Source organism: Paenibacillus sp. OAE614 (assembly GCF_040546645.1).
Lineage (GTDB): Bacteria > Bacillota > Bacilli > Paenibacillales > Paenibacillaceae > Paenibacillus_AQ > Paenibacillus_AQ favisporus.
In genome coordinates this window covers 7,128,172-7,150,185 of the sequence record NZ_JBEPOD010000001.1, presented here as the reverse complement: position 1 = coordinate 7,150,185, position 22,014 = coordinate 7,128,172, and the positions used below count along the sequence as shown (strand labels likewise).

Genomic DNA, 22,014 nt, shown 5'->3' with positions numbered 1-22,014 from the left:
TTGTCGAAACATACGTTCATTTTAGGCGGTTGCGGTCGGTCGACGTAAGTATCAAAATGCCCTCAGCTGTGCGGCATTTCTGCCTCAGCGAAATACCACCTAGAACAGATAAATAGCAGCACCTGCCCGTAGCCCTCCTCTGCGGCCCCGTATCCTCAGCTCTATACCGCCCGCTCCTCGATCTCAAAGCCGAGATCCTCGATCATCGCATGGTCCGCAAGCACGTCCTGCCCTTCGGTCGTCAAGTAGTCGCCCACGAACACCGAGTTGGCTGCGTAGAGTGCGAGCGGCTGCAGGGAACGGAGGTTCAGCTCGCGGCCGCCGGCCACGCGAATTTCCTTGGAAGGGCACACGAGGCGGAACAAAGCCAGCACCTTCAGCGCCTTCAGTGCGGGCGTACATCCGGCCTGCTCCAAAGGCGTCCCCGGGATCGAATCGGCGTCCAGTTCCCGCAAGGCGTAGGCCATGCCGACGATATCCTCGTCACTTTCGCCCATGCCGATAATGACCCCGGAGCAGGGGGACAAGCCGGAGGCTTTGGCCTTCAGCACTGTGTCCACCCGGTCGTCATAGGTGTGCGTTGTGGTAATGCGGCTATAATTCGCTTGGCTCGTGTTGAGGTTGTGGTTATACCGATGCACCCCTGCATCAGCCAGTTTCTCGGCCTGTCCGTCCTTTAGCAGCCCAAGGCAGGCACAAATTTTAAGCGGCATCGTCTCCCGGATTTCCTGAACCGCCTCCACCACTTGATCCAGTTCCCTCGGCGTCGGGCCACGGCCGGAGGCCACAATGCAGTATGTACCCGCTTTACGCGCAAGAGCCTCCCGGGCTCCGGCAAGCACCGTCTCTTTATCCAACAGGCTGTACTTCTCGATCGGCGCCGTAGATACGATGGATTGTGAGCAGTAGCCGCAGTCCTCGGGACACAGCCCGCTCTTGGCGTTTAAGATCATGTTGAGCTTTACCTTCAGGCCGTAGTAATGCTTTCTTACCGTAAAAGCAGCCTGCATCAGTCCCAAAATCTCATCGTTCGGTGCGTTTAAAACCGCCAGACCTTCTTCCATGGTAAGCCGCTGCCCATTCAGTGCCTTGTCGGCCAATGCCTGCCAGTCCTGCCGTACCGGGCTTCCCAGAACCATGTCCTTCTGCATAGGTTATCATCCCTTCGAGCTGTTATATTTTCGTTATTCGTTAAGTCGTTACATCGGTCTATTTGCTACTCGTTAATTGTCAACCAAAATAGTGTTATGTTGGTTGACAATTAATTTACCGCTATTCTAGCAGATCCATCATCCGCTGTAAATGCGCGAAAAAGGCAATCCACTGTCTCTGATTTTGCATCTCCCCTGCAGGCGACTCTACCGCACCTACCAAAGGCAGCCGCTAGACGCTGTTGTTCTCCAAGCGGCACCGGTTCCCGAAGGGATGCGGTTCCCGAAGGAATGCCTTTCACGAACGACGCAAAAAGGCAGAGAGCCCCAAGCTCCCTGCCTTTTCTGACACACTGATGATCCAGATCCATATTACAGCAGCTGGTAACGGTTTGAATGGTACTAGAACGCCCGGGACGAGGGGCAGCGCCCGAATATCCTAACGCGTTCCTTATCCGTCTACTTTAATATGGTATTCCTTTTTCAAGTACTGATGAATCCGTTTGAAGTCTTCCTGGTTCAGGTCGTGCAGGTGCTTGCCCTGCTTCAGCTCCCTGCCCAAAATTATGCCGATTGTCTGCGCCGCCAGGGCAGTGTTCGGCATGATACGCGCACTACCGTAGGCTTCGATGGACGCACCGATATTTTTGCCGGTCACCAGGACGTTGTCATAGCCCTTCAGCTCAAATGAGCGCAGCGGAATGCCATAGCGGTCCGGCTGCCCGAGATGGATGCCCTTCGGCACCGTCCGGGTTCCCTGCAGATCCAGCGCATAGCCGCCAATGCTGACGTTATCCCAGAACATCCGGCTGTTCATGACGTCCGAGAAGGTCAAAATATAATCCGTTTCGAACCGGTTATAGTCGCGGATATACAAATAATCCGGAAAGCCGTTCAGCTCGGCCCGGTCGAATCCCGGGATGTTCTTTCTCAAAAATTGCAGGATGAACGGAGCCTCTGCCTTTGCTTTATCCAGGGCGGACTGCACCGACTTCGGATCGGAAGGATTGACGTCGAAGATCAGAAGGGAGTTCATAATAGCTTCGCCGCCCTTCTGGTAAGAGGTGTTCATTCCTCTCAGCAGCAGCTGCGGATCGTGCGGCTTGTATTTGAGCGTTATGTTGCTGAACCCAGTGGCAAAATCCCAATCGACATACGTATTTCCGCCGTACTTATCCCGGACGTTGGTCAACGGGTAGTCGTCCAGCACGGCCTGATGGAGCTTGCTCCAGTTCACATGCTTGAACTTCAGCATCATCGTGGCCGCCATGTAGTCGGGATAGCCGACCTTTGAAATGCGCTCCATCCCGGGAATCCGCTTCGCCTTCAGCTTGCCGGTCAGGGCATTAAAGTCCGTATTTTCCACCCAATAGCCCGCCTCTACCGTAACGACGCTGCCTTGAGGATCCCGGTACGTCAAGGATTTCAGCAGCTTTTTACTGCCGCCGGAAGCCTCAGCCGTGACGGACTTGACCGTGATTCCGCTTTGGACCGGAATTCCCTTGATCAGCCGGTTATAGTACCGGTTAAAATCGGCCGCCTTCCGGATCTTCCCGCTGTTGTAGCCGTCAAACAAGGTTTTGATCTCGCCCTGGACCAGGCTCCGCTTCTTGGCGTCATGCGGCTCGTCCAGAAACATCATCTGCCCCTGAATCAGCTCGCCGCCCGGCTTGCTCCGCGGATCGAGAATCAGAACGCTCAGCCCCTGCTTTTGCGCTTCCCGGGCCAGCAGCACCCCTTGTATTTCACTGCCGATGACGACGACGTCGTAATACTTGCTCTGTGTGTGCATGCCCTGCGCTTGCTTGCCCTGCGTTCCCGCTGTGCCCCCCGTCCTTACGGGAGCATCCACCTGAGCCGTCGCGGCCTCATGGAACAGGGAAGCCGGCGTCAATGAAATAACCAGCCCTATAAGCAGGAGTGGAACAAGGACGAAATATACGAATTTCCTCTTATTGATCATGAAAAAGCATGCGCCCCTTATCCCTTTGTAATCGTGTCTGGAAAACGTCTAATCATGCGGGTGCCACAGCGTCTTGGTTATCATGAACCCGTGACGGATATTAGAAGGCAACGTCAGAGCAGGCGAACCTTTCCATAAAAGATGCCCCAAAAACGCTCCCCGTATGTTTGCGGTCATTTCCTCAGTCACCCTCCGCCGGCTTTAGGAGACGCGGCTTAAGTTTACCGGAGCAGCGCCTCCCAGTCCGAACCCGACAAGTCAACCGGAATGTCCTGAAAGCTTCCCTTCAGCACGTCGGTATCCTTCAGAAGGTTTCCCGTCAAAATGCAGACCGCCGTCTCATCCTTGGTAATCGTCTTCTCTGCGATCAGCTTCTGCAATCCGGCGAGTGTCGCCGCCGATGCCGGCTCGCATCCGATTCCGCTCCGGTCGATCTGCGCCTTGGCGGCGAGAATTTCCGCATCAGTGACGGAGCAGGTTACGCCGCTGCTCATCTCCAGCACGCTGCGCGCTTTTTTCCAGCTCGGCGGGTTGCCGATGTTGAGTGCCGAGGCCAGCGTATCCGGCCGGGGTTCCGGCGTCAGCACCGGGCTTCCCGAAGCCATCATGCGGTGGAAGGGACTTGCCCCTTCCGCCTGGATCAGCGCGATCCGCGGCACCGACGGGATGAACCCGAGGCTTTTCAAATCGGCCAGCCCTTTGCCAAGTGCAGATACGTTGCTGAGCGCGCCACCGGGAATGATGATCCAATCCGGCAGACTCCAGCCGAGCGTCTGGGCGATTTCATAAATGATGCTCTTCTGACCCTCGATCCGCAGCGGGTTCACCGAGTTGCAGACGTACAACCCCAACTCATCGCCCCGCTTCTCCAAGAAGCGGATTCCGTCATCATACGTGCCGTCAAAGCTGAGGACCCGGGCGCCGTAAGCCTGAGTCTGCAGCACCTTGTTCGCGGATACCTTCCGATTGGGGACGAATACATACGCCCGGCTCCTTCCCATGGCTGCATACATGGCGAGCGAAGAGGAGGTATTGCCCGTCGAGGTGCACGCAAATGCGGAGTACCCGAGAGAACGACCATGCGACACGGCCACGGTCATCCCGTTATCTTTGAATGAGCCGCTCGGATTCTCGCTCTGCGCTTTGAAGTACAGCCCGCGGATTCCCAGCGTTTCGCGAATCGGCTCCGGAGCGTACATTCCGGTATTGCCTTCATATTTAGTAACAATATATTCTTCCGGAAGTTCCGGATAAATTAATTCTTTGTACCGCCATACGCCGCTGGCATAGACCCCCATCCGTTCGGACAGGCGCTCCTGAAACCGCCGCTTCAGAAGCTCGGCATCGACCATCGCCAGATCCTGCTCCACTTCCAGCAGCCCGCCGCACCCGCATCGAACCTGAAACGGCTCCAGGGGACAACGGCTGCCGCAATCCACGCATTTCAGCCTCATTGACAAATTCCTCCTATTTTGACGTTGTGCTTCCTCAAATGGTTGCACCCGCCTGTAATTTAAGCTTAGAATATGCTCTGTTACGGTATAAATCTAATATATTGTTTTTCATAAAACATAAATTTCAATTATGAATTGATCTGAATCCCTATCCCTATGTAAAGTGCGAGTTCAAAAAGGCCGGTTTTCAGCACCGAGGTTTATGCTTCCGATGTGTGTTTTTTCAAAACACTTGAATTGGATGAAGCAAGGGACTGAGGAGCAGAGCGTACGTAGTGGGTACGTGAGCACCGGAAGGCCCGGCTGAATTCAAGATTCGATGCCGAATCAGCTTCCCGATTTACTTCGTGATCAAAAGCGGAGTTTTTGAACAACCTCGTAAAGGAGAATTTCCATGAACCTGCATGCGCTTCGCCTCTTCTACCAAGCCGCTTCCCTCGGAAGCGTAACTCTCGCAGCCGAGGTTCTGCATCTCAGCCAGCCCGCCGTGACGGCCCAAATCAAAAAGCTGGAACGCGAAATCGGCCTCCGCCTGCTGATCCCTCAGGGGCGGGGCGTCATGCTGACGGAGGCCGGCAGGCATCTGGCTGCCGAAGCCCGGCGGCTGTTCGAGCTGGAAGGCCATATCGAGGAGACCCTGGAGCAGTTGAAAGCGGGCAGCGCCGGCAAGCTTCACCTGGCGGCCACCTATCTTCCGGCCAACTTCCTGCTCCCCAAATGGATTGCCCGCTACAAACGCGCTTATCCCGGCGTCGGCGTCGAGCTCAGCACCGCCAATTCCAGCCAGGCCGCCGATCTGCTGCTGCATTACCGCGCGGAGATCGCCTTTATCGGCGGCATCCGGCTGGACCATCCGCTTCTGCTGCGCGCCCCTTGGTATGAGGACGAAATGTGCTTTATCGTTCATAAGGGGCATCCTCTGGCCGGCGCCCGGGTGACCCTGGAAGAGATGCTGCAGGAGCCGTTCATCTACCGCGAGGAGGGCAGTTTCGGCAGGGAGCAGCTGATCGCACTATGCTCCGCCCGCCATCTGCCCGCCCCGCCGGTCGGGCTGCAGATGAACGGTCTGAACGAAACGCTGCGGGTCGTGATGGAGGGTTACGGCGCGGCCTTTCTGTCGCTGCTGGAGACCCGCGAACATATCGCGGCAGGCGTCATTTCCCGGGTGGAAGTCGTCGGCGTGCATATGACGAATCCGGTCTCCATCTACACCCGGAAGGAGGAGTCCTCTCCCCCTGCACAGCGGTTCATCGATATGATTTTGGCCAAGTCATAACTTGTCGAAAAGCGTAGTCTTTTTCAGTACAACTATAGGAGGCTTTGTCGAAGTACGGCTGGTGGTGGCGGTAAAGGCTGAGAGGTTAAAGTTAAAGTTAGAAGAGAAAAGATGAGATGAGATGAGATAGACAAGATAGATAAGATAAGAAAAGAAGAGGCAAACCGCGGGACATAAAGTCCTATTACGGCTTGCCGAAGAGGGTAGATTATGATGATTTGATGGCAGGGGACTGCGCCGTGCGGTCCCGGATCTGCAGCGCTTCATGAAGCCCGGCCAGTTCATGCTGCAGCACGGGGATGGAGCTGAGCGCCGGGATGTTCGCCGGCTTAGGCGTGAGCTGCCGCTCGGCAGCCTGAGCCATCTGTTCAAAGAACTGGCCGTAGTCCGATGACGCTTCATCCGGTGCGGCATGGCTCTGGGCGTTCCCGGCTGCCGTGATCAGCGCGTAACCGATGTGCTGCACCGCATCCAGCGCAGGCCACCAGGAGCTGGCCTGATTCCGCCGGCCCACTGACTCGGCCAGCGCACCGTCATACAGCAGGCGCAGCCGGATAAGCGCAGTTTCCAGCTCGTTCGTCCATGTGGTAACCCTGCTAGAGGGGGAGGAGGACAGGATGCTCTCCAGCAATTTCCCTTCCATCCGGATGACGCCTGCAAGCGCCCGCGGCAGCTTGCTGGAAGAAGCGCGTCTCCAGAGGAGGAGCATGCCGATGATGCCGATGGCGCTCCCGATCAGAATATCGGTCAACCGGGCCGAGATGAAGAAGCTTACCGCCATATCCGGATGGCTGCTCTCTGCGATCAGCAGCGAGCTCGGCGTGATGAAGATGACGGCCAGGGCGTAATTGCGCAAGTAAATCAGTTCGATAATAAATTGAAGAACAGCCATGCTCAGCGCGATATAAATGCCCTCGGGCCGCAGCGACAGGATAAAGGCGCCGAGAAACAGCCCGACGACGGTGCCCGCCGTCCGCTGGATGGCCCGGTGAGCCGTGCCGAGCACCGTCGTACCGAGCATCACCGCCGTGCAAGAAAGCGGCACCCAGTAGGACCGGTTCAAATCCAGCGAGTAGGCGACCGCAGCAGCGACGGCAATCACGATGCCGTACCGAAGCGAGGTATGGAGCAGCGCCGAGTGCGGATTCAGAGCGCCGGACAAGAGACGGCGCAGGGAAAAAGAGGGAGGAAGGGTCACTTCCTCCGCCGTCCCGCGGCCTGCATCTTCCCCCAGGCAGATGGCGGCCGCCTCGTTCAGCAGCCGGGACAAGCGCCGGACATGCCCGTTCGGGATGTCCGCGGCCGCCTTGGGCTGTTGCATCTCCTGCTGCGGATGCTGCAAGCGATCCGCAATCGAGAGAAGGGACGCCGCCGTCCCTTCCAGCACCTTCGCCGCCTGGCGGTCCAGCGAAATTTCGACGGCGGCCATAAACATCTCATTGGCCTTCCGGGTCAATGCCATCAGGCGCAGCATCGGCCCGTAATTCCGGCGCCAGCGCAGCTCCCCGCCGGACACGGCAGCGTCGGCTGCTCGAAGCTGAACGGCCGCCTGGTATCTTTTCTCCGGGTACAAATCGGTTCCGATCGCATCCGCAAAGGCGGCCAGGCTCCGGTAAGCCCCGGCGACCGCCTTGGTCTCCGGCCCATGAGGACGAAGCAGCCAACCGCTCATTCCCACCATCCAGGCAAAGGCTCCGCCGGTCAGCACGAGCAGGGTTCGCAGCGGCAGGGCGTGAAGATCGTACGGCAGACTCGTTCCGACCGAGAAGGTCAGAATGAAGAACATGGCCGACGGTCCGGCCATTTGAAATGCGCCGAAGCCGAATACGGCAAGGGCACCGATCAAGCCAAACAGCAGCACCATCAGCCACGGGGTTGCCGCTGAGAGCGACCCAAGACCAAAGGTAAGCGACAGGCCCAGGGCCACACAGGCCAGCTTGATCGCCCGCTGCCGGTACGTTTCGCTGCCCACGTACAGGAAAGCAAAGCCCCCGATCGAGGCGCACAGCCCGTAATCGAGATGCCCGGTCAGCGCGCCGACCAGCGTAGGAACCCCTGCTGCAACGGCCGAGCCGATCCCCCGGAACCACTGCAGCGGCATCCGCCGGATGCGGAACGCGTCCCGGACGGTTCCGGGAGTCGGGCCCTTGTGAACCGCCCGTACCCCCGGATAAGTATGCATCGTATTCAATTCGCATCATCTCTTTCTCTTAGATTCCATATTTATTCGCACCCATTCAATGCGGTACGTTCTACCTTTTCATCTATACCTTTTCATCACTGCTCAGCCTCATATTCATCAACGAACGGGCCGCTCGCTCCGATATTCCGGTTGATCCGCTTCAGCATTTCACTGAACAGGGCCAGCTCCGCCTCCGGAATGCCGGCGAGCACCTCTTCCCGGTACAGCCGGTTGATCCGCCCGACCAGCTCCCCATGCAGCTGCCGACCCTCTTCCGTGATATAGATCAAGAACGACCGCCGGTCCTCTTCATTTCGGCTGCGGCGCACGAGATGCTTACGTTCCAGGATGTCGAGAATCTTCGTCAGGTTGGCCTGGTCTTTATCGGCAATCCATGCGAGATCCTTCTGCGTAATGCCGTCCTGCTCACTGAGCCGCTTAATGACCGTCCATTGTTCCGGGGTAATATCGTCATCCTTTAAATGTAACGCCATGTACCGGTTCAGCGCGCGGCTGGTTCTGGAAACAAATTGTCCGTACAGATCCTCGTAGTCTCCCTTGTTCACGGCCGGATCGTCCCTTCTCTTGTGCATGTTCTTCTTTTCACTTTACAGCCAAAAATGTTTTTTGTAAATAATATTTGCAAACATATAATTAATATACAAACTATTTATTCAATCGCTTCCCTTCCCCTACATCATGCGCAGTACAGGTGTAAGGGGATACATCCGGTTTTCAAAAAAATGAACGCCATACGCCAAAAAGCAGCCATTCTACCCGAATGACTGCCATGCTATGTATTTCTATTCTCTTTCCAGTTGGTTCAAAATCAGCCTGGCCGCCCCGATCGCTCCTGCCTGGTTGCCGAGCTGCGCCGGGCGGACATCGATCCCCGGACTTAAGTTGGAGAGACATTCATCAAGCGGCGGCCACCAGATTTCCCGTGAATCGGTCAAGCCTCCGCCAATGACGATCACACCGGGGTTTAGGCCGATATGGATATTGTGCAGAAGCACACCTAAATTTCGGACGTATTCGTTGACAACCTTCACAACAGCCGGAAGCCCTCGCTTAAAGTCCTCCAGCACCTCAACCCCTGACGGATAGGATACGCCTGCAGCCTCAGCCGCAAGGGAAACCAGCGCCGTCCCAGACAGATATTGCTCCACGCAGCCCCGCTGGCCGCAGTTGCATGGCCGGCCCCCGGGTATGAGAATGGTATGTCCCCATTCTCCGCCGTTCCAGCCAGCCCCCCTGAACAGTTCAGTGCCCACCATATTTGCCCCGCCTACGCCAGTGCCCAGGGTAAGCATGGTGATGTCGGGAATCCCCTTGCCAGCGCCCAGCCAAGCCTCTCCGACGAGGGCTGTGTTGGCGTCGTTATCGACAAAGACCGGCCGGCCGTATGCCTGCTCCAAGATCGCCTTCAGCTCCGTTCCCTGCCAGCCCGGCAAATTGTCGGTCGCATACACAATCCTTCCGGTATGGACGTCGACCCGGCCGGCGGTGCCGATACCGATGCCGGTCACATCCCCGTTTCTTTCCAGCAGCTCACGCAGAAGCGAATGCATGTTGGCCATAATCCGGTCTTTCCCCTGTTTCGCATCGGTCGCGATTTTACCGAGGTCGAGCACCTGTCCGTTCCTATCGAGTACCATGCCCTTGATGGAAGTTCCCCCAATATCCAGGCCAATTGCTTTCATGTATCGCACATCCCTTCGGTCCTGCTCAGATGCCTCCATTATAGCAATGACCAGATATTTTCTCCATAAATAGTTTCATTAAAGGAGAAATATTTCACAGCCACAATCGCACCTGCACCCCATCAACAGTACCGCTTGAAATGGATATTCTCGTATTTCATTCGCAGCCGGTCCCGGAGCGCAATCAGCTCGTCTTCAGTCATGGGTTCCAGCTTCTCCCTCGTATAATCCAGCCCATGCTCCTCCGCGATATCCAATATCCCCCGAATATATAGTTCCCGGTAATCTTTCATCCCCGGCCCGCCTCCTTTGAAGTTTATCCCCTACTTCATACACTACCCCTCTGTTCTGTGATCAAACAGCAGCCTCTGCCGCCTGCACCTGGTCGCGTATAACTGTATCACAATTGGATAGAATACCCACGAGGTGTGATTTATGGACATATTTGCAAAAATTAAGCATTTTTTTGTAGCTGGAGAACAAGAGAAAACAACAGTCAAAGAGCCGGAAAAAAACGAGCATCCTTCGCTTGAACACACGATCCGGCAGTTCGAGAATTCGATGGATTTTGTCCACCGAACCTATCCGCAGTCCCATGTGGATGTCATATACCTGGCTTACCTCATCGGAAACGACGAGCTGCTTCAAGAGATCATCCGGCCCTTTACCGATACGGATGAAGAAGAAGTCAAAACGGTCCTTAGCCGTTCCCAGTATGTCGTCGTCGTGGACAGCAAGGAGTGCATCAACGGCATTCTAAACGGCAAGGCAGCTGTTTTCTTCCGAGGCAGCACTTATTTGGTCGATATCGCCAAACCGGCCGGCCGCAGCATCGAACAATCCGAGACCGAAACGGTCATCTCCGGTCCCCATGACGGCTTCGTGGAGAATATTGGACAGAACCTCGGTGTCCTGCGCCAAAGGCTGAAGAGCTCCCATTTAAAGTTCATTAAGCTGGAGGTCGGGGAGGTCGCCAAAAACGTCGTTGTCATCGCTTATATAGAAGGGCTCGCCAATCAGGAAATTGTCGACGAGCTGATCAGGCGGATCCAAAGGATTGAATATAACGCCGTTACCGATTCCAATATGCTGATACAGTTCATCGATGAGAATCCCAACTCCATCTTTCCGCAATTTATGACGACCGAGCGTCCGGATGCAATCGTGTCCAAGCTGGTCGCCGGGCGGGTCGCCGGATTTGTGGATGGCAGTCCATCGGGCTTTACCTGCCCGACCGCCTTCTTCGATTTCTTCTCATCGCCGGACGACTATTATCAGCGGTGGCTGATCGGCACGGCACTGCGTGTTTTACGGTTTATCGGATTCCTGATTACGATTTCCTTTACCGCATTCTATGTATCGGTCACGACCTACCATTACGAAATGATTCCGCACACGATGCTGCTCAATTTGACAGAATCCCGGGCCAAAGTCCCGTTTCCTCCACTGCTCGAAGCACTGCTCATGGAAACGACGATCGAGCTGCTGCGGGAAGCCGGCGCCCGGCTGCCGACGAAGGTCGGACAGACCATCGGCATCGTCGGCGGTATCGTCATCGGGCAGGCCGCGGTTCAGGCAGGATTTACGAGCAATATCCTGATCATTGCCGTGGCGACATCAGCGATCGCTTCCTTCGTCATCCCGAGTTACATCATGAGTGCATCGATCCGTCTCATCCGGTTCGGGCTGATCATCATGGCCGGTATTCTGGGGAATCTTGGTCTGCTAATGGCCATCGGCATGGTCGTGATCCATTTGGCGGGAGTCACGAACATGGGGACCTCTTATCTCACACCCCTGGCCCCAATCAACTTTAAGGACATGCTGGACACTTATATCCGGGGGCCGTTTTGGGCTTTGCGCAGTCGGCCGACGATAGTGAGAACACCCAACAAGAAAATCAACAAAATGCGGAAATAGCGGCGGTGATGGACTGTGAACGAGAAATTAAGCGCTTTTCATATTGCGACCTTGATCTATATGATCGAGAACAACATCGTCCTGTTCGCCCTGCCGCGGCTGGTAGCGGAGAACATGGGAACCAACGGCTGGGTGGGATACATCTTTCTTGCCTTGGTATCCACCGGCAATATTTTGCTGTATTTGGTCGTCTATCGCATGGGGAAGGGACGGTCCATGTTCGACATTCTAGAGAAATCCCTGTCCAAATGGATTCTCTACCCGGTATATGCAGGATTGGCCGTCTTTTATATCATGATCGCTTCCTTTGTCGGAAAAAACTTCTTTCTGATCTTCCAGATGATTTCGTTCCAGACATCCAATGTAATGTTTATCTTTTTGCTGTTCTGTATTATGGTGTATTTCCTGCTCATCAAGCCTGTTTACAGCATCGGCAAAGCAGCCACGGTGTTTGCATTTATGACTTGGTGGACCTTATTGCTGACGTCCTACCAGGCGCGCGAGTGGAAGCTGGTCCGCCTCACGTCTTATTTTTTTGAGGATCCTGCCGGGGGGCAGGTTCTTCACAATTGGGCCGAGGTGTATACCTCCTTTATTGGCTATGAGCTGTGCATCTTTCTATTCCCTTATGTCAACAAAAAGAGCAAATTGTTCAAGGGGGTTCTGTACGGTCATCTGCTGACTGCACTGGCTCAGGTGATCGTCCTGCTGACGGCGTTTGGCTTCTTCAGCTTTCAGCAGCTTCAATCCCTGCTGTACCCGATCATCGATATGCTGGATTTTATTGAGATGCCGTTTATTAACCGGGTGGAAAACCTGGTGTTTGTCATTTTCGTATTCGGCAATCTGATATCGACCACGATGTTTTCGTTTGCGTCCCTGTCTATGGTCAAGCGGATCTTTCCCAAGACCCGCCCCAAGCGCCTCGAGTTTTTGATCGTGCTCGGGGTATTTATCGTCGGGTTGTATTCCAAGTATTTGTCCCAGTCGGAATATCAGCTCCGGCGCGTGCTTTTTACGGAGATCGGGATTGCCTTCATCCTGCCTATGCTGTTAATCCTGGTGCTCCTCTTTCAAAAGCTTCGGGAAAGGATGAACAGTCATGAACATTAACAAGCGCCTGCTGATGATGCTGACTGCCATTACCATGCTGCTTACGGGATGTACCGACCAGCATATTATCGAACGGGCGGGTTTCGTCCGCACGATCGCCTACGACTTATCCGGTGAAGGTGAGAACACGAAATTAAGGGTAACCGCCAGCATTCCGAAATCCAACCACGAGGACGCGATTGTCTACTCCAGCTTGGCCGAGTCAGGAAAAAAAGCCAAGATGATCTTTGACCGGCAGAACAACCGCCGCTTGGTCAACGGGCAGCTGCGGCAGGTCGTTTTCGGCGAGAGGCTCGCGAGAAGAGGCGTTTGGAGCAACATGGACACGCTGACCCGGGACCCGTCCATCGGCTCGCGCCTGCATATTATCGTGGCGGAATCCGACCCGCATCACATCCTGATCCGCAACGATTATCCCCAGGGCCCCACTGCAGGGGAATATATCGACACGCTGATCCGGACCGAGGCCAAAGCCGGTGAAATTCCCGACACCTCCTTGTATACATTCACCAGAGACTACTATGACGACGGCATTGACCCGGTCGCCACGATCTTAAAGGAAGAGAAAGATTCTCTGTCCATTGACGGCATCGCCCTGTTCAAAAACGATCAGTATGTCGGGAAAATCGATGCGGATGACCGGATGTTCTTCGCCCTGCTCCATCACGGGGTCCGTGCCGGCGATTTAAACGTCGGCATTCAAACGGATCGGAAAGCGGAAGAGCAGGCGACGCTGGAGTACCTGTCCAGCAAGCGGAGGATCAAGGTGCTCTCGACCCGGGACATCCGCGAGGGCAGGCCGATTCAGGTCGCCCTCCATATCAGGCTGTCGGGCTCGCTGCTGGAGTATATCGGAGCGCTCGACATGAAGAAGCGGACCGATCAGCGAAAGCTGGAGGCGGAGCTGGAAAAAACCATTAACCGGAAGTGCCAGAAGCTGATTGACCACATGCAGGAGAAAAAATCCGACCCTATGGGTATCGGACAGTATGTCCGTAACTCGATTCCCCACAGCGTATGGAAGCAGCTGAAGTGGGAAGAAGTGTTTTCCAAAGCGGATATCAGCGTGCACGTCGACGTCAAAATCCGGGATTACGGCAAAATGCTGCACTAATAGGGGCTGCTGGTTCCGCAGTGGCTTGTGTCGGATCCTGAGAACACACCAAAAAAACCGCCCGAACGGGACGGCACCCCCACCCTCAGATACAATCTACCATTGGGGGATGCCGTACAAACGCTCGGAGCGGTTTTTCCGTCTGTCTGCATGGTCCGACTGCCTAGTCCTCGTAGCTGGCCAATCCCTGGTCCATCAAAAAGTCCATCTCCGCCTCCAAAATGGCTTCTACAGTCATCTCGTCCAGCTTGATATCGCGGCGGCTCAGCACATAATCGACCAAATCGTCCATGTCGATCTCCACCTCGCCTTGCACATCGGCCTTGGCGTTGTTAATATAGGCTTCCTCATGCTTCAGGACGAGCGTAATGCTGTCCCTGTCGGCTTGGGTTTCCTCGGCAATATATGAAATCAGCTCTTGTTGTTTGAGCGGCTTGTTCATGGGCGAAATCATCTCCAATCTTTGTTTGACTAGAGCCATTGTACCACAACTTCCTCCGAACTCCATGGGCATCGCCCGGTGCGAAAAATCCTCTTCTCATTTCGTCCTGTTGTTGTAGAATAGAATGGCATCCTTATGGAATGCAAGGAAACCATTGGGAGAGCGAAACGACGAATTCAACAGCCCCCTCATCAGGGCTGTGCGGAAAGGAAATGTTGGACGAGAATGAAGCAGGTATACGACAAGGTATTTAACCGATACTGGAGCCCTTATTTGGCCATGGCGCTGGCCGGTATTTTAAGCGCTGTGTATTTTGGTATCACCGGCACGGTCTGGGCCGTTACCGGGGAGTTTACCCGTCTGGGCGGTCATCTTCTGGAATGGTGCGGCGTGGATATTTCGGATTGGGCCTACTTTCAGCTGATCCATATGAACGGAACGACGTTCACCCGGACCGACGGATGGATCGTGTGGGGCATGTTCATCGGTGCGCTGATCATGATTCTGCTCAGCAACAGCTTCAAAATCAGGGTGCCGCGGCAGAAACGCCGGCTGCTTCAGGGGCTGGCCGGAGGTTTTGTCGCCGGCTTCGGGGCACGGCTTGCCCTCGGCTGCAATCTGGCGGCGTTTTTCACGGGCGTGCCGCAGTTTTCCCTCCATTCCTGGATTTTTATTGCAGCTACCGCAATCGGTACATACCTCGGGACCAAGCTGGTGAATACCTCCTGGTGGAAGGGGAAGCCCACCCTTCTGAAGGGTAATGCCGCCGCGCCTTCCGCGGCCCGCAAGAAGATCCAGCCCTACGTCGGTGCCGTTCTGGCGCTCGCGTATGCGGTTCTGATCGTCTATTTCTATGCAGCAGGCAAAACGATGCTGGGCACGGCCGCTTTGTTCGGGGCCGCCTTCGGCATTCTGATTGAACGGGGACAGATTTGCTTTACGTCCGCATTCCGCGATCTCTGGATTAGCGGACGGGCAGCCATGACGAAGGCGATCTTCGTCGGAATGGCCGTCAGCTCCGTCGCCACGCTGATCATTATTCTGGTCAACGGAATGGATCCGATTACGAAGATCGCCGCGCCGAGCACGCTGATCGGCGGCATCCTGTTCGGCATCGGCATCGTCATGGCCGGCGGCTGCGAAACCGGCATGATGTACCGTCTGATGGAAGGCCAGGTAGTATTCCTGCCTGTATTCATCGGCAACATTGCGGGAGCCACCGCTTTGGCATACGCCTGGGACCACCTCGGCATTTTCAATGCCATCGTGAAGCCAGGCAAACCGATCAACCTTATTACGGCAATGGGACCGGCCGGTGCGATCATTCTGACGCTGGCTTTGCTGGCGGTCGGCTTTGGTATCGCCGTGTACTGGCAAAAAAACTACCGGTTTGGCATCGGCTTTAAGAAAGGGGAAACAAAACATGTCCATTGATTTTACGCTCGATCTCCGCGGAGAATCCTGCCCGTATCCGGTCATTTACACGCTCGAAACGCTGCGTGACTTGAAGAAAGGCCAGCTGCTGCAGGTCATTACCGACTGTCCTTCTTCCTTCCGCAACGTACCGGAGGAAGTCGTGAAGCACGGGTATACGCTGGAACAGGATCCCGTCCGGAACGGGCAGGAGTTTTTGTTCTATATCCGCGCGTAAGCAGCGGCATACGTTGAAGACCAAAAAAAGGATTAGAGCGATAACCGCTCTAATCCTTTTTTACATAACAGACAAGGAACAGCGCCAAGAGAGTCCCCGTCACGCCCGCGATGACCGCAGTAACGCCGGCGGCCTCCGGCCGTTCCCTGACTTGATCATAACGTATGAAATGCATACCAGATCAAGATGTTTTTTTCGTCGCGCCCATTTTTAGGCTTGCGGATCGCTGACTTTTACTAACATTTTACCGAGATTCGTACCCTGGAACAGCTGCAGGAATGCGTCGATCACATGGTCAAAGCCCTCGACGATCGTTTCTTCGTATTTCAGCTTGCCTTCGGCCAGCCACTGTCCCAGCTGCTGCATGCCCTCAGCTTGGCGGGAGGCATAATCGCTCAGCACAAAACCTTTGATCATTGAGCGGGTCTTGATCAGCTTGGACAAAATTCTCGGACCCACATCCTCCGTGCTGTTGTAGGACGAAATCGCGCCGCACAGCGGAATCCGCGCATAGTCGTTCAGCAGGTTCATGACTGCATCGGATACACTGCCGCCGACATTGTCAAAATACACGTCGACCCCGTTCGGACATGCCGCTGCCAGCTCTTCTTGGAAATTGTCGGCTTTATAGTTCACCGCCGCATCAAAGCCGAGCTCGCGGGTCAGGTACTCGCATTTCTCATCCGTACCTGCGATGCCGACGACGCGGGTGCCCTGGATCTTGGCGATCTGGCCCACGAACATGCCGACGGAACCGGCGGCTCCCGAGACGACGACGGTTTCCCCTGCCTTCGGCTTGCCGATATCCAGCAGACCGAAATAGGCCGTCAATCCGGTCAGGCCCAGCACGCTCAAGTAAGCGGACAACGGCGCGATCGACGGATCGAGCTTGCGGACGCTGCCGGCATCGACCGTGTTATACAGCCGCCAGCCCAGCATGCCGATGACCTTGTCCCCTGGCTGCAGGTCACCGGACTTCGATTCCACCACTTCGCCGACGATCCCGCCGGAAATGACCTCATTCAGCTTGAACGGCTCCACATACGACTTCGCGTCGCTCATTCTTCCCCGCATATAAGGGTCCACCGACAGATACAGTGTGCGGATGACGGCTTGTCCTTCTTGCGGCTCCTGGACGTTCCCTTCGCGGAACTCAAAGTTTTCGGGTCCCGGCATACCTACCGGGCGCGATTGTAACAGAATCGAACGGTTCATCAATGGTTGTACCATACAATATTCACATCTCCATCGTTTAGAATTGGATCAAAAGGCGATGACTACACGGCCTCAAAACCACCTGGTATTAATCTGATAGTTTTAAAACTTTCAAATTACAGAGAATAAAGAGGGGTTTCCCGCCCAATCATAGACTGTCCAGGAAACCCGGTAAAAATGCGCTAAACGTATCCTCTCTAAGCTGTCCGTATTTATTCTGGCCCCTCCGGTAAATGTGGATCAAATCGGCCTCATACAAAATCTTGAGATGATAAGACACGTTGGATTTGTCCATCCCAAGCGATTCGCCGACCTCACCGCATGTTTTGTGTTCCGGATGCCGAACCAGATACCGGATCATTTCGATCCGTTTCACTTCCGACAGCGCCTTGAAAATTTTGGCCCGCTTCTCATCGTCTTTTGACGTTAGTTTGATAGTCATGCAACTATCCTACTCCTTTGCCTTCGGCAGAGTCAAGCAGCCAAATTGTTACATCCCCTATTCCGCTGCCTGCTCTTTCTCGGTCGTAACAATGACCCCATCGATATTATCCCCGGAAATTTCATAGTTTGCAGAAGCCGGCTTATCAATTTTTCCCATATCGACCGACGGGTAATAAGCGATCTCGTAGGTCTTGCCCTCCACCGTCTCCGTGATCTTCCCCTGCTGCTTTAGATAGTCCAGATATTCTTCCAGCGCCATATTCTTCTCATACATCACGGCGCTGTGCGGCAGGCCGACATACCGGAAGTGCCACGGTTCATATTGGATGCCGGTAATGCTGATTTTGTCTTCGGGATAACGCAAAATAAAGCCGTACTTCCAGGCGTTCTCCTTCAGCCATTTGCCTTCCGGCGCCTTATCCATCTCCTTCAAACTGGAACCGATATCCATAGAGAGCCCTAAATTATGCTCGCTGGCACCGGCCGGAAGGGCGTACTCGGAGCCTTTTTCCTTATACAGCTCCTCCTGCTTGTCAAAATCGCGGTAGCCGCTGCTGATGAGAAAATGATCCACGCCGTCCTTCCTGGCCGCGTCCACCATAGTCATAAAATGGCGTGCCAAATCCTCGGACAGCATAATATGCGCGTCCAGCAGGCTGTATCCTTCCATCAGGTCTTTATGATCAAACAGATTGACAACATCTTTCTTTACCGCATCCCCGGAAACGGGATGATCCTTGTTGACCAGCAGCAGGTTGCCCAGATGCACCTGATTCGAGCTGACGTCCAAATACGGACTTTCTTCCTTGGAAGGGGATCCATCTTCCGGCTTCGACGAAGCTCCGCCCTGCTTGGCGGCTTCCTGTTCCGTTTCTGTCTTAACATGCTTTGTGCCCGAGCCGCCGATCTGATGCTGTACGCTTCTAAAGCCCACCAGCACCAGGATGACGATGACTGCGAGCATGAAAAACCACTTTCTCATTTCATCGTGTCCTCCTTCAATGCCTGTGTAATATAATAGAGGATCGCTTGGGAAATGAATAGGGGAAATTATGACTATTTCGCGGATTCGCCAACAATGTAAGGTGCCAGGGGCGTTCGGGAGACCGCCTTAACGATCGCCCAGGACAGCAGGATAGACAGCGCCCCGCCGGCCCATACAAGCAAATGATAAGTGAACGGTCCGGTCTGCTGCACATATTCCCGCCACAGGAGCAGGAAGAATGGATGCAGCAGGTAAATGCCGTAGGAATACGTCCCGAGCGAAAACAGTGTCTTGTACAGCGGGCTTCCTTGACGGAATTTCCGCGCCAGCTGCAGCAGGAATAAGCAGGCCAGTGAGAAATACAAGCCTTCGGACAGCTTGTTCATGTACGATAGATAAGGCTGTGGAACCCAGTGCGGAGCGGCAGTCTGCAGCCATTTCTGCCCAATATACACGGCTGCAGCCGCTATAAACGCTGCCGACATCCAGCCCGCGCCTGAGCCAAACGCTTGTCGGACGCCCTTCTCCCTCATCTTTTTGGCAGCATAAGCCCCCAGGTATAAATACAGCATATACGATCCGATAAACGTACCGATTTCGTCCATATGCCATACATAATAGTTCAGCAAATAGATGGCCAGCTGGACGGCGATCCCGAAGACGAGCGGATGGCGTTTCAGCACCGGAATTTTCTGCAGCAGCATAAACAGCGGAAACAGCAGGTAGAACTGCGCGATAATGATCATGAAGTACAAATGCTCGTAATTATTCCCCAGCGGCAGGTTGCTCCAGAATCGATGCCAGCCCTGCTCCAGCGAGAGCCCGTGAGCGTACGTGTAATAGGCCGCATATAAAAAGGACCAGAACAGATACGGAACCACGACTTTCTTGATCCGCTTTTTATAAAATGAAAGCCAGCTCAGCTGCCTCCCGTCGTAATGATAGAACAGCAGGAGCGCGCTCAGGAACAGAAATCCCGGAACGGCGAAATTACAGCCGACGTTTACGATATAGTACAGCGGGTATAACGTTGAACCGGTCGTTAGCTTCGTGACCGAAAACGAAGTTGTATGAATGGCAACCACCGCGATGATCAGTATACCTCTCAGCAGCTCCAGATAGGTTATCCTCTCTCTTTTTCCCACAATGTCCACCCCAGATGTCAGGATTCAGCCTTATAGAGGTCATTACCCATAAGGTGGGGGCGGTTACCAAGGTATTTTCTAGGGGGCGAAAAGCAAAAGGCCCGCGGGATGATTCCCGGGGCCTTTAACTGCTGCGTTAACCCACCGTTCTATAGATGCTGAAGCTTATCGGGGTTTCTGACGACAAACAGATCACGAATCCGGTCACCTTCCACATGGAGAAGCATGGCGCCTTCGACCCCCTCCTGAGACCGGAACACAATCCCAGGCTGGCCGTTCAGTGAGACATGCTCAATCTGGATGTCTCCGTCAGCGGCCGAAAACTTGCGATACACGCTCAGCGCAAAGCGGGCGACGAAGATCGGCGACACGATCGGATGAACCGCCGCGGACGCCTTGCCGCCCCCGTCGGAGGTGATGACGACGTCCTTCGAGAGCAGAGACAGCACGGAATCCATGCTGCCCTGCTCCAGAGCCGACAGAAACCGGTGGACCCACTCTTCGTCCGCAGCTTCCGGCTGAATCGGCATCTCGGGATCGAACCCCATTTTGGCACGGGCCCGGCTGAACAGCTTGCGGCAGTATACCTCCGTTTTCTCGACGAGTTCCGCAATGTCCGGATATTCAAAGCCCAGCGCCTCCCGAAGGATAAAGACGGCGCGCTCCAGCGGGGACAGCCGCTCCAGAAGCACCAGCATCGCGTAGGACAGCAGCTCCCCGCGTACCACGGTTTCGGCGGTATCCTCCGCCGACGTCTCGATCGGCTCGGGCAGCCATGGCCCGAAGTACTGCTCCCGCTGCCTCTGGGTGGATTTCAGCATATCCAGGCAGCGGTTCGAAACCATTTTGCACAGGTAGGATTTCGGTTCTTTCAGCTGTGCCAGGTCCCGGTCCGCCAGCTTCACGAAAACGTCCTGCACCGCATCCTCCGCATCGGACACGGAGCCCATCATTTGATAAGCGATCGAAAACAGCAGCGGACGGTAATTCTCATACAGTTCCCTCATGGATTGCTCACCTTTCCTACTGGCATGGCGTTGCTCACTTGAGCAGACTCGCATGATCCCAGGTGAATTTCCGAATATTCCAGCCGAGTCTCCCTTGTATGATCATATCGAGTCCCCACTGCCGGGTCCAGACCATTCCTTTGGCCGGACCAAGGCCGAAGCAGAAGACATCCATGTACCCTTTATGGACAGGTGCAGGACGGCCCTCGACATCCGCCGCCACGACCTGGCCGAGCCTGACTGCCTGAGCGCCGGCTTCCTTGCAGGTCATGCCGTCCGCCCGGCCCGTCTCCGGATCAACGATCTGTGCGCAATCTCCAATGCTGTAGACGCCAGGTTTGCCTTCCACCCGATAGCTCGCATCGACAACCACTTTTCCTTCCGCAGTAACCGGGAAGCCCATGCTGGAAAGCCTTGGATTCGGCACGATGCCAAGCGTCCATACGCAAAGCCCTGCGGAAATTTCGCTCCCGTCCGAAAGGGCGATCACCCCGCCGCGTTCCCGGATGACCTTGCGTCCGTGCAGTGTAGTGACCCCCTCATCGGCTAGCAGCCGCTCCAGTTTGCGGGACACCTTCGCCGGCCCCTGCGCAAACAACCGCTCCTCGGCATTGACCAGGTACACCCGGATGTCTGCGGGATTGAGACCCATACCTTCGGCATCGGCACGAATGGCATGAGCCAGTTCGGCCGAGGTTTCAATGCCGCTGATGCCCCCTCCGGCCACGGCAAACGTCAGCAGCTTGGCGCGTTCCTCCGCACTGGCGCCGGCCGCCTCGCGTAGATTCTGCTTCCACATCCGGCGGATCTGCTCAGCCGCTTCCGGCGAGGTCAGCGCGATACCGCCCTGATCCGGCTGTGGGCGCCGGACCATGCTCCCCGCCGCCATCACCAGGATGTCATATCCAAGGCGTGCGTCCCCGCCCTCACTGCGGCTGTAGATCAGCTGCCTGGCTTCAAAATCCACACGCGTGACCTCCCCCTGAACGAGGTCTACGCCTTCCCCTTCCGGGAACAAGCGTCTCAAGGGGACGGCAATGTCCTCCTGCAGAGCCGCCGGCTTGAACAGCAGCACCTTGCGAAGGTGATAAGGATCCTTGTTGATCAGGATGAGCCTGAGTTCCCGGCCAGCCCCTTTAAGCGATTTTTGCAAAGCCTTGACCGCATTGATTCCGGCGTAGCCGCCGCCGACCACGACGCATGTTAACTTTTCCATAACGTCCACTCCCCGCTTTGGTTTTGCATATAT

General features: G+C 55.2%; 20 protein-coding genes. 6 read left to right on the top strand and 14 right to left on the bottom strand.

The window, feature by feature from the left end; all coding sequences use genetic code 11:
• Window positions 1–161 precede the first annotated feature (161 nt).
• The 3 genes from bioB to thrC form a co-directional block, all read right to left on the bottom strand.
• Window positions 162–1,151: a biotin synthase BioB gene (bioB, locus tag ABIE48_RS32760; protein ID WP_354520446.1), complete on the bottom strand. Its 990-nt coding sequence runs from the start codon at window positions 1,149–1,151 to the stop codon at window positions 162–164.
• Between the two features lie 451 nt (window positions 1,152–1,602).
• The gene (locus ABIE48_RS32755) at window positions 1,603–3,114 is read right to left on the bottom strand and encodes an FAD-dependent oxidoreductase (RefSeq protein ID WP_354520444.1); all 1,512 of its coding nucleotides are present in this window, start codon (window positions 3,112–3,114) and stop codon (window positions 1,603–1,605) included.
• Between the two features lie 221 nt (window positions 3,115–3,335).
• A complete protein-coding gene (gene thrC, locus ABIE48_RS32750) occupies window positions 3,336–4,568 on the bottom strand; it encodes a threonine synthase (RefSeq protein ID WP_192716795.1) in 1,233 nt (410 codons plus the stop codon).
• Window positions 4,569–4,962: 394 nt separating this feature from the next.
• Between thrC and ABIE48_RS32745 the strand changes: the two genes are divergently transcribed.
• Window positions 4,963–5,844 (top strand): LysR family transcriptional regulator, encoded by an 882-nt coding sequence (locus ABIE48_RS32745; protein ID WP_145027837.1) that lies wholly within the window; start codon window positions 4,963–4,965, stop codon window positions 5,842–5,844.
• Window positions 5,845–6,052: 208 nt separating this feature from the next.
• Here ABIE48_RS32745 and ABIE48_RS32740 read toward each other — a convergent pair whose 3' ends face one another.
• The 4 genes from ABIE48_RS32740 to ABIE48_RS32725 all read right to left on the bottom strand — a co-directional run bounded on the left by ABIE48_RS32740 (window position 6,053) and on the right by ABIE48_RS32725 (window position 10,022).
• Window positions 6,053–8,026 (bottom strand): FUSC family protein, encoded by a 1,974-nt coding sequence (locus ABIE48_RS32740; RefSeq protein WP_354520762.1) that lies wholly within the window; start codon window positions 8,024–8,026, stop codon window positions 6,053–6,055.
• A gap of 95 nt (window positions 8,027–8,121) precedes the next feature.
• Complete coding sequence (locus tag ABIE48_RS32735) at window positions 8,122–8,619, bottom strand: MarR family winged helix-turn-helix transcriptional regulator (protein WP_145027833.1); 498 nt, start codon at window positions 8,617–8,619, stop codon at window positions 8,122–8,124.
• Window positions 8,620–8,829: 210 nt separating this feature from the next.
• Window positions 8,830–9,729 carry an ROK family protein gene (locus ABIE48_RS32730; RefSeq protein ID WP_192716797.1) on the bottom strand — a complete coding sequence of 300 codons (900 nt, stop codon included), beginning with the start codon at window positions 9,727–9,729 and terminating at the stop codon, window positions 8,830–8,832.
• Window positions 9,730–9,851: 122 nt separating this feature from the next.
• A complete protein-coding gene (locus ABIE48_RS32725) occupies window positions 9,852–10,022 on the bottom strand; it encodes a hypothetical protein (protein WP_163882017.1) in 171 nt (56 codons plus the stop codon).
• A gap of 142 nt (window positions 10,023–10,164) precedes the next feature.
• Here ABIE48_RS32725 and ABIE48_RS32720 point away from each other — a divergent pair, with 142 nt between their 5' ends.
• Genes ABIE48_RS32720 through ABIE48_RS32710 form a run of 3 tightly spaced genes read left to right on the top strand, consistent with a single transcriptional unit; the run spans window position 10,165 to window position 13,876 of the window.
• A complete protein-coding gene (locus tag ABIE48_RS32720) occupies window positions 10,165–11,649 on the top strand; it encodes a spore germination protein (protein ID WP_145027829.1) in 1,485 nt (494 codons plus the stop codon).
• A 15-nt stretch (window positions 11,650–11,664) separates the two neighbouring features.
• Window positions 11,665–12,762 (top strand): GerAB/ArcD/ProY family transporter, encoded by a 1,098-nt coding sequence (locus ABIE48_RS32715; RefSeq protein ID WP_145027828.1) that lies wholly within the window; start codon window positions 11,665–11,667, stop codon window positions 12,760–12,762.
• The gene (locus tag ABIE48_RS32710; protein WP_145027826.1) at window positions 12,752–13,876 is read left to right on the top strand and encodes a Ger(x)C family spore germination protein; all 1,125 of its coding nucleotides are present in this window, start codon (window positions 12,752–12,754) and stop codon (window positions 13,874–13,876) included. Before ABIE48_RS32715 ends, ABIE48_RS32710 begins: the two co-directional genes overlap by 11 nt.
• A gap of 163 nt (window positions 13,877–14,039) precedes the next feature.
• Here ABIE48_RS32710 and ABIE48_RS32705 read toward each other — a convergent pair whose 3' ends face one another.
• Window positions 14,040–14,357, bottom strand: a complete 318-nt coding sequence (locus ABIE48_RS32705; RefSeq protein WP_397342408.1) for a hypothetical protein — start codon at window positions 14,355–14,357, stop codon at window positions 14,040–14,042.
• Between the two features lie 186 nt (window positions 14,358–14,543).
• Here ABIE48_RS32705 and yedE point away from each other — a divergent pair, with 186 nt between their 5' ends.
• Complete coding sequence (yedE, locus tag ABIE48_RS32700) at window positions 14,544–15,752, top strand: selenium metabolism membrane protein YedE/FdhT (RefSeq protein ID WP_145027824.1); 1,209 nt, start codon at window positions 14,544–14,546, stop codon at window positions 15,750–15,752.
• The gene (gene yedF / locus ABIE48_RS32695; RefSeq protein WP_076172096.1) at window positions 15,742–15,969 is read left to right on the top strand and encodes a sulfurtransferase-like selenium metabolism protein YedF; all 228 of its coding nucleotides are present in this window, start codon (window positions 15,742–15,744) and stop codon (window positions 15,967–15,969) included. The genes yedE and yedF overlap by 11 nt, the downstream gene beginning before the upstream one ends.
• Window positions 15,970–16,179: 210 nt before the next feature.
• Here the strand turns inward: yedF and ABIE48_RS32690 are convergent, their stop codons facing one another.
• From ABIE48_RS32690 to ABIE48_RS32665, 6 genes are all read right to left on the bottom strand, one after another.
• Window positions 16,180–17,199: an NADP-dependent oxidoreductase gene (locus ABIE48_RS32690; RefSeq protein ID WP_260869499.1), complete on the bottom strand. Its 1,020-nt coding sequence runs from the start codon at window positions 17,197–17,199 to the stop codon at window positions 16,180–16,182.
• A 133-nt stretch (window positions 17,200–17,332) separates the two neighbouring features.
• Window positions 17,333–17,626, bottom strand: coding sequence for an ArsR/SmtB family transcription factor (locus ABIE48_RS32685; RefSeq protein ID WP_145027822.1), 294 nt, complete (start codon window positions 17,624–17,626; stop codon window positions 17,333–17,335).
• A gap of 57 nt (window positions 17,627–17,683) precedes the next feature.
• Window positions 17,684–18,610 carry a M15 family metallopeptidase gene (locus tag ABIE48_RS32680; RefSeq protein WP_192716798.1) on the bottom strand — a complete coding sequence of 309 codons (927 nt, stop codon included), beginning with the start codon at window positions 18,608–18,610 and terminating at the stop codon, window positions 17,684–17,686.
• 74 nt (window positions 18,611–18,684) lie between these two features.
• On the bottom strand, window positions 18,685–19,758 hold the full coding sequence (locus ABIE48_RS32675; RefSeq protein ID WP_192716799.1) for an acyltransferase: 1,074 nt from the start codon (window positions 19,756–19,758) through the stop codon (window positions 18,685–18,687).
• A gap of 149 nt (window positions 19,759–19,907) precedes the next feature.
• Complete coding sequence (gene sigJ, locus ABIE48_RS32670) at window positions 19,908–20,765, bottom strand: RNA polymerase sigma factor SigJ (RefSeq protein ID WP_192716800.1); 858 nt, start codon at window positions 20,763–20,765, stop codon at window positions 19,908–19,910.
• Window positions 20,766–20,799: 34 nt separating this feature from the next.
• Complete coding sequence (locus ABIE48_RS32665; protein ID WP_192716801.1) at window positions 20,800–21,981, bottom strand: NAD(P)/FAD-dependent oxidoreductase; 1,182 nt, start codon at window positions 21,979–21,981, stop codon at window positions 20,800–20,802.
• Between the last annotated feature and the right edge of the window lie 33 nt (window positions 21,982–22,014).

Bases quoted from the DNA above. Each gene is read 5' to 3' on its own strand.
- bioB (WP_354520446.1), bottom strand. From the start codon at position 1,151: ATGCAGAAGGACATGGTTCTGGGAAGCCCGGTACGGCAGGACTGGCAG.
- ABIE48_RS32755 (WP_354520444.1), bottom strand. From the start codon at position 3,114: ATGATCAATAAGAGGAAATTCGTATATTTCGTCCTTGTTCCACTCCTG.
- thrC (WP_192716795.1), bottom strand. From the start codon at position 4,568: ATGAGGCTGAAATGCGTGGATTGCGGCAGCCGTTGTCCCCTGGAGCCG.
- ABIE48_RS32745 (WP_145027837.1), top strand. From the start codon at position 4,963: ATGAACCTGCATGCGCTTCGCCTCTTCTACCAAGCCGCTTCCCTCGGA.
- ABIE48_RS32740 (WP_354520762.1), bottom strand. From the start codon at position 8,026: ATGCATACTTATCCGGGGGTACGGGCGGTTCACAAGGGCCCGACTCCC.
- ABIE48_RS32735 (WP_145027833.1), bottom strand. From the start codon at position 8,619: ATGCACAAGAGAAGGGACGATCCGGCCGTGAACAAGGGAGACTACGAG.
- ABIE48_RS32730 (WP_192716797.1), bottom strand. From the start codon at position 9,729: ATGAAAGCAATTGGCCTGGATATTGGGGGAACTTCCATCAAGGGCATG.
- ABIE48_RS32725 (WP_163882017.1), bottom strand. From the start codon at position 10,022: ATGAAAGATTACCGGGAACTATATATTCGGGGGATATTGGATATCGCG.
- ABIE48_RS32720 (WP_145027829.1), top strand. From the start codon at position 10,165: ATGGACATATTTGCAAAAATTAAGCATTTTTTTGTAGCTGGAGAACAA.
- ABIE48_RS32710 (WP_145027826.1), top strand. From the start codon at position 12,752: ATGAACATTAACAAGCGCCTGCTGATGATGCTGACTGCCATTACCATG.
- ABIE48_RS32705 (WP_397342408.1), bottom strand. From the start codon at position 14,357: ATGGCTCTAGTCAAACAAAGATTGGAGATGATTTCGCCCATGAACAAG.
- yedE (WP_145027824.1), top strand. From the start codon at position 14,544: ATGAAGCAGGTATACGACAAGGTATTTAACCGATACTGGAGCCCTTAT.
- yedF (WP_076172096.1), top strand. From the start codon at position 15,742: ATGTCCATTGATTTTACGCTCGATCTCCGCGGAGAATCCTGCCCGTAT.
- ABIE48_RS32690 (WP_260869499.1), bottom strand. From the start codon at position 17,199: ATGGTACAACCATTGATGAACCGTTCGATTCTGTTACAATCGCGCCCG.
- ABIE48_RS32685 (WP_145027822.1), bottom strand. From the start codon at position 17,626: ATGACTATCAAACTAACGTCAAAAGACGATGAGAAGCGGGCCAAAATT.
- ABIE48_RS32680 (WP_192716798.1), bottom strand. From the start codon at position 18,610: ATGAGAAAGTGGTTTTTCATGCTCGCAGTCATCGTCATCCTGGTGCTG.
- sigJ (WP_192716800.1), bottom strand. From the start codon at position 20,765: ATGAGGGAACTGTATGAGAATTACCGTCCGCTGCTGTTTTCGATCGCT.
- ABIE48_RS32665 (WP_192716801.1), bottom strand. From the start codon at position 21,981: ATGGAAAAGTTAACATGCGTCGTGGTCGGCGGCGGCTACGCCGGAATC.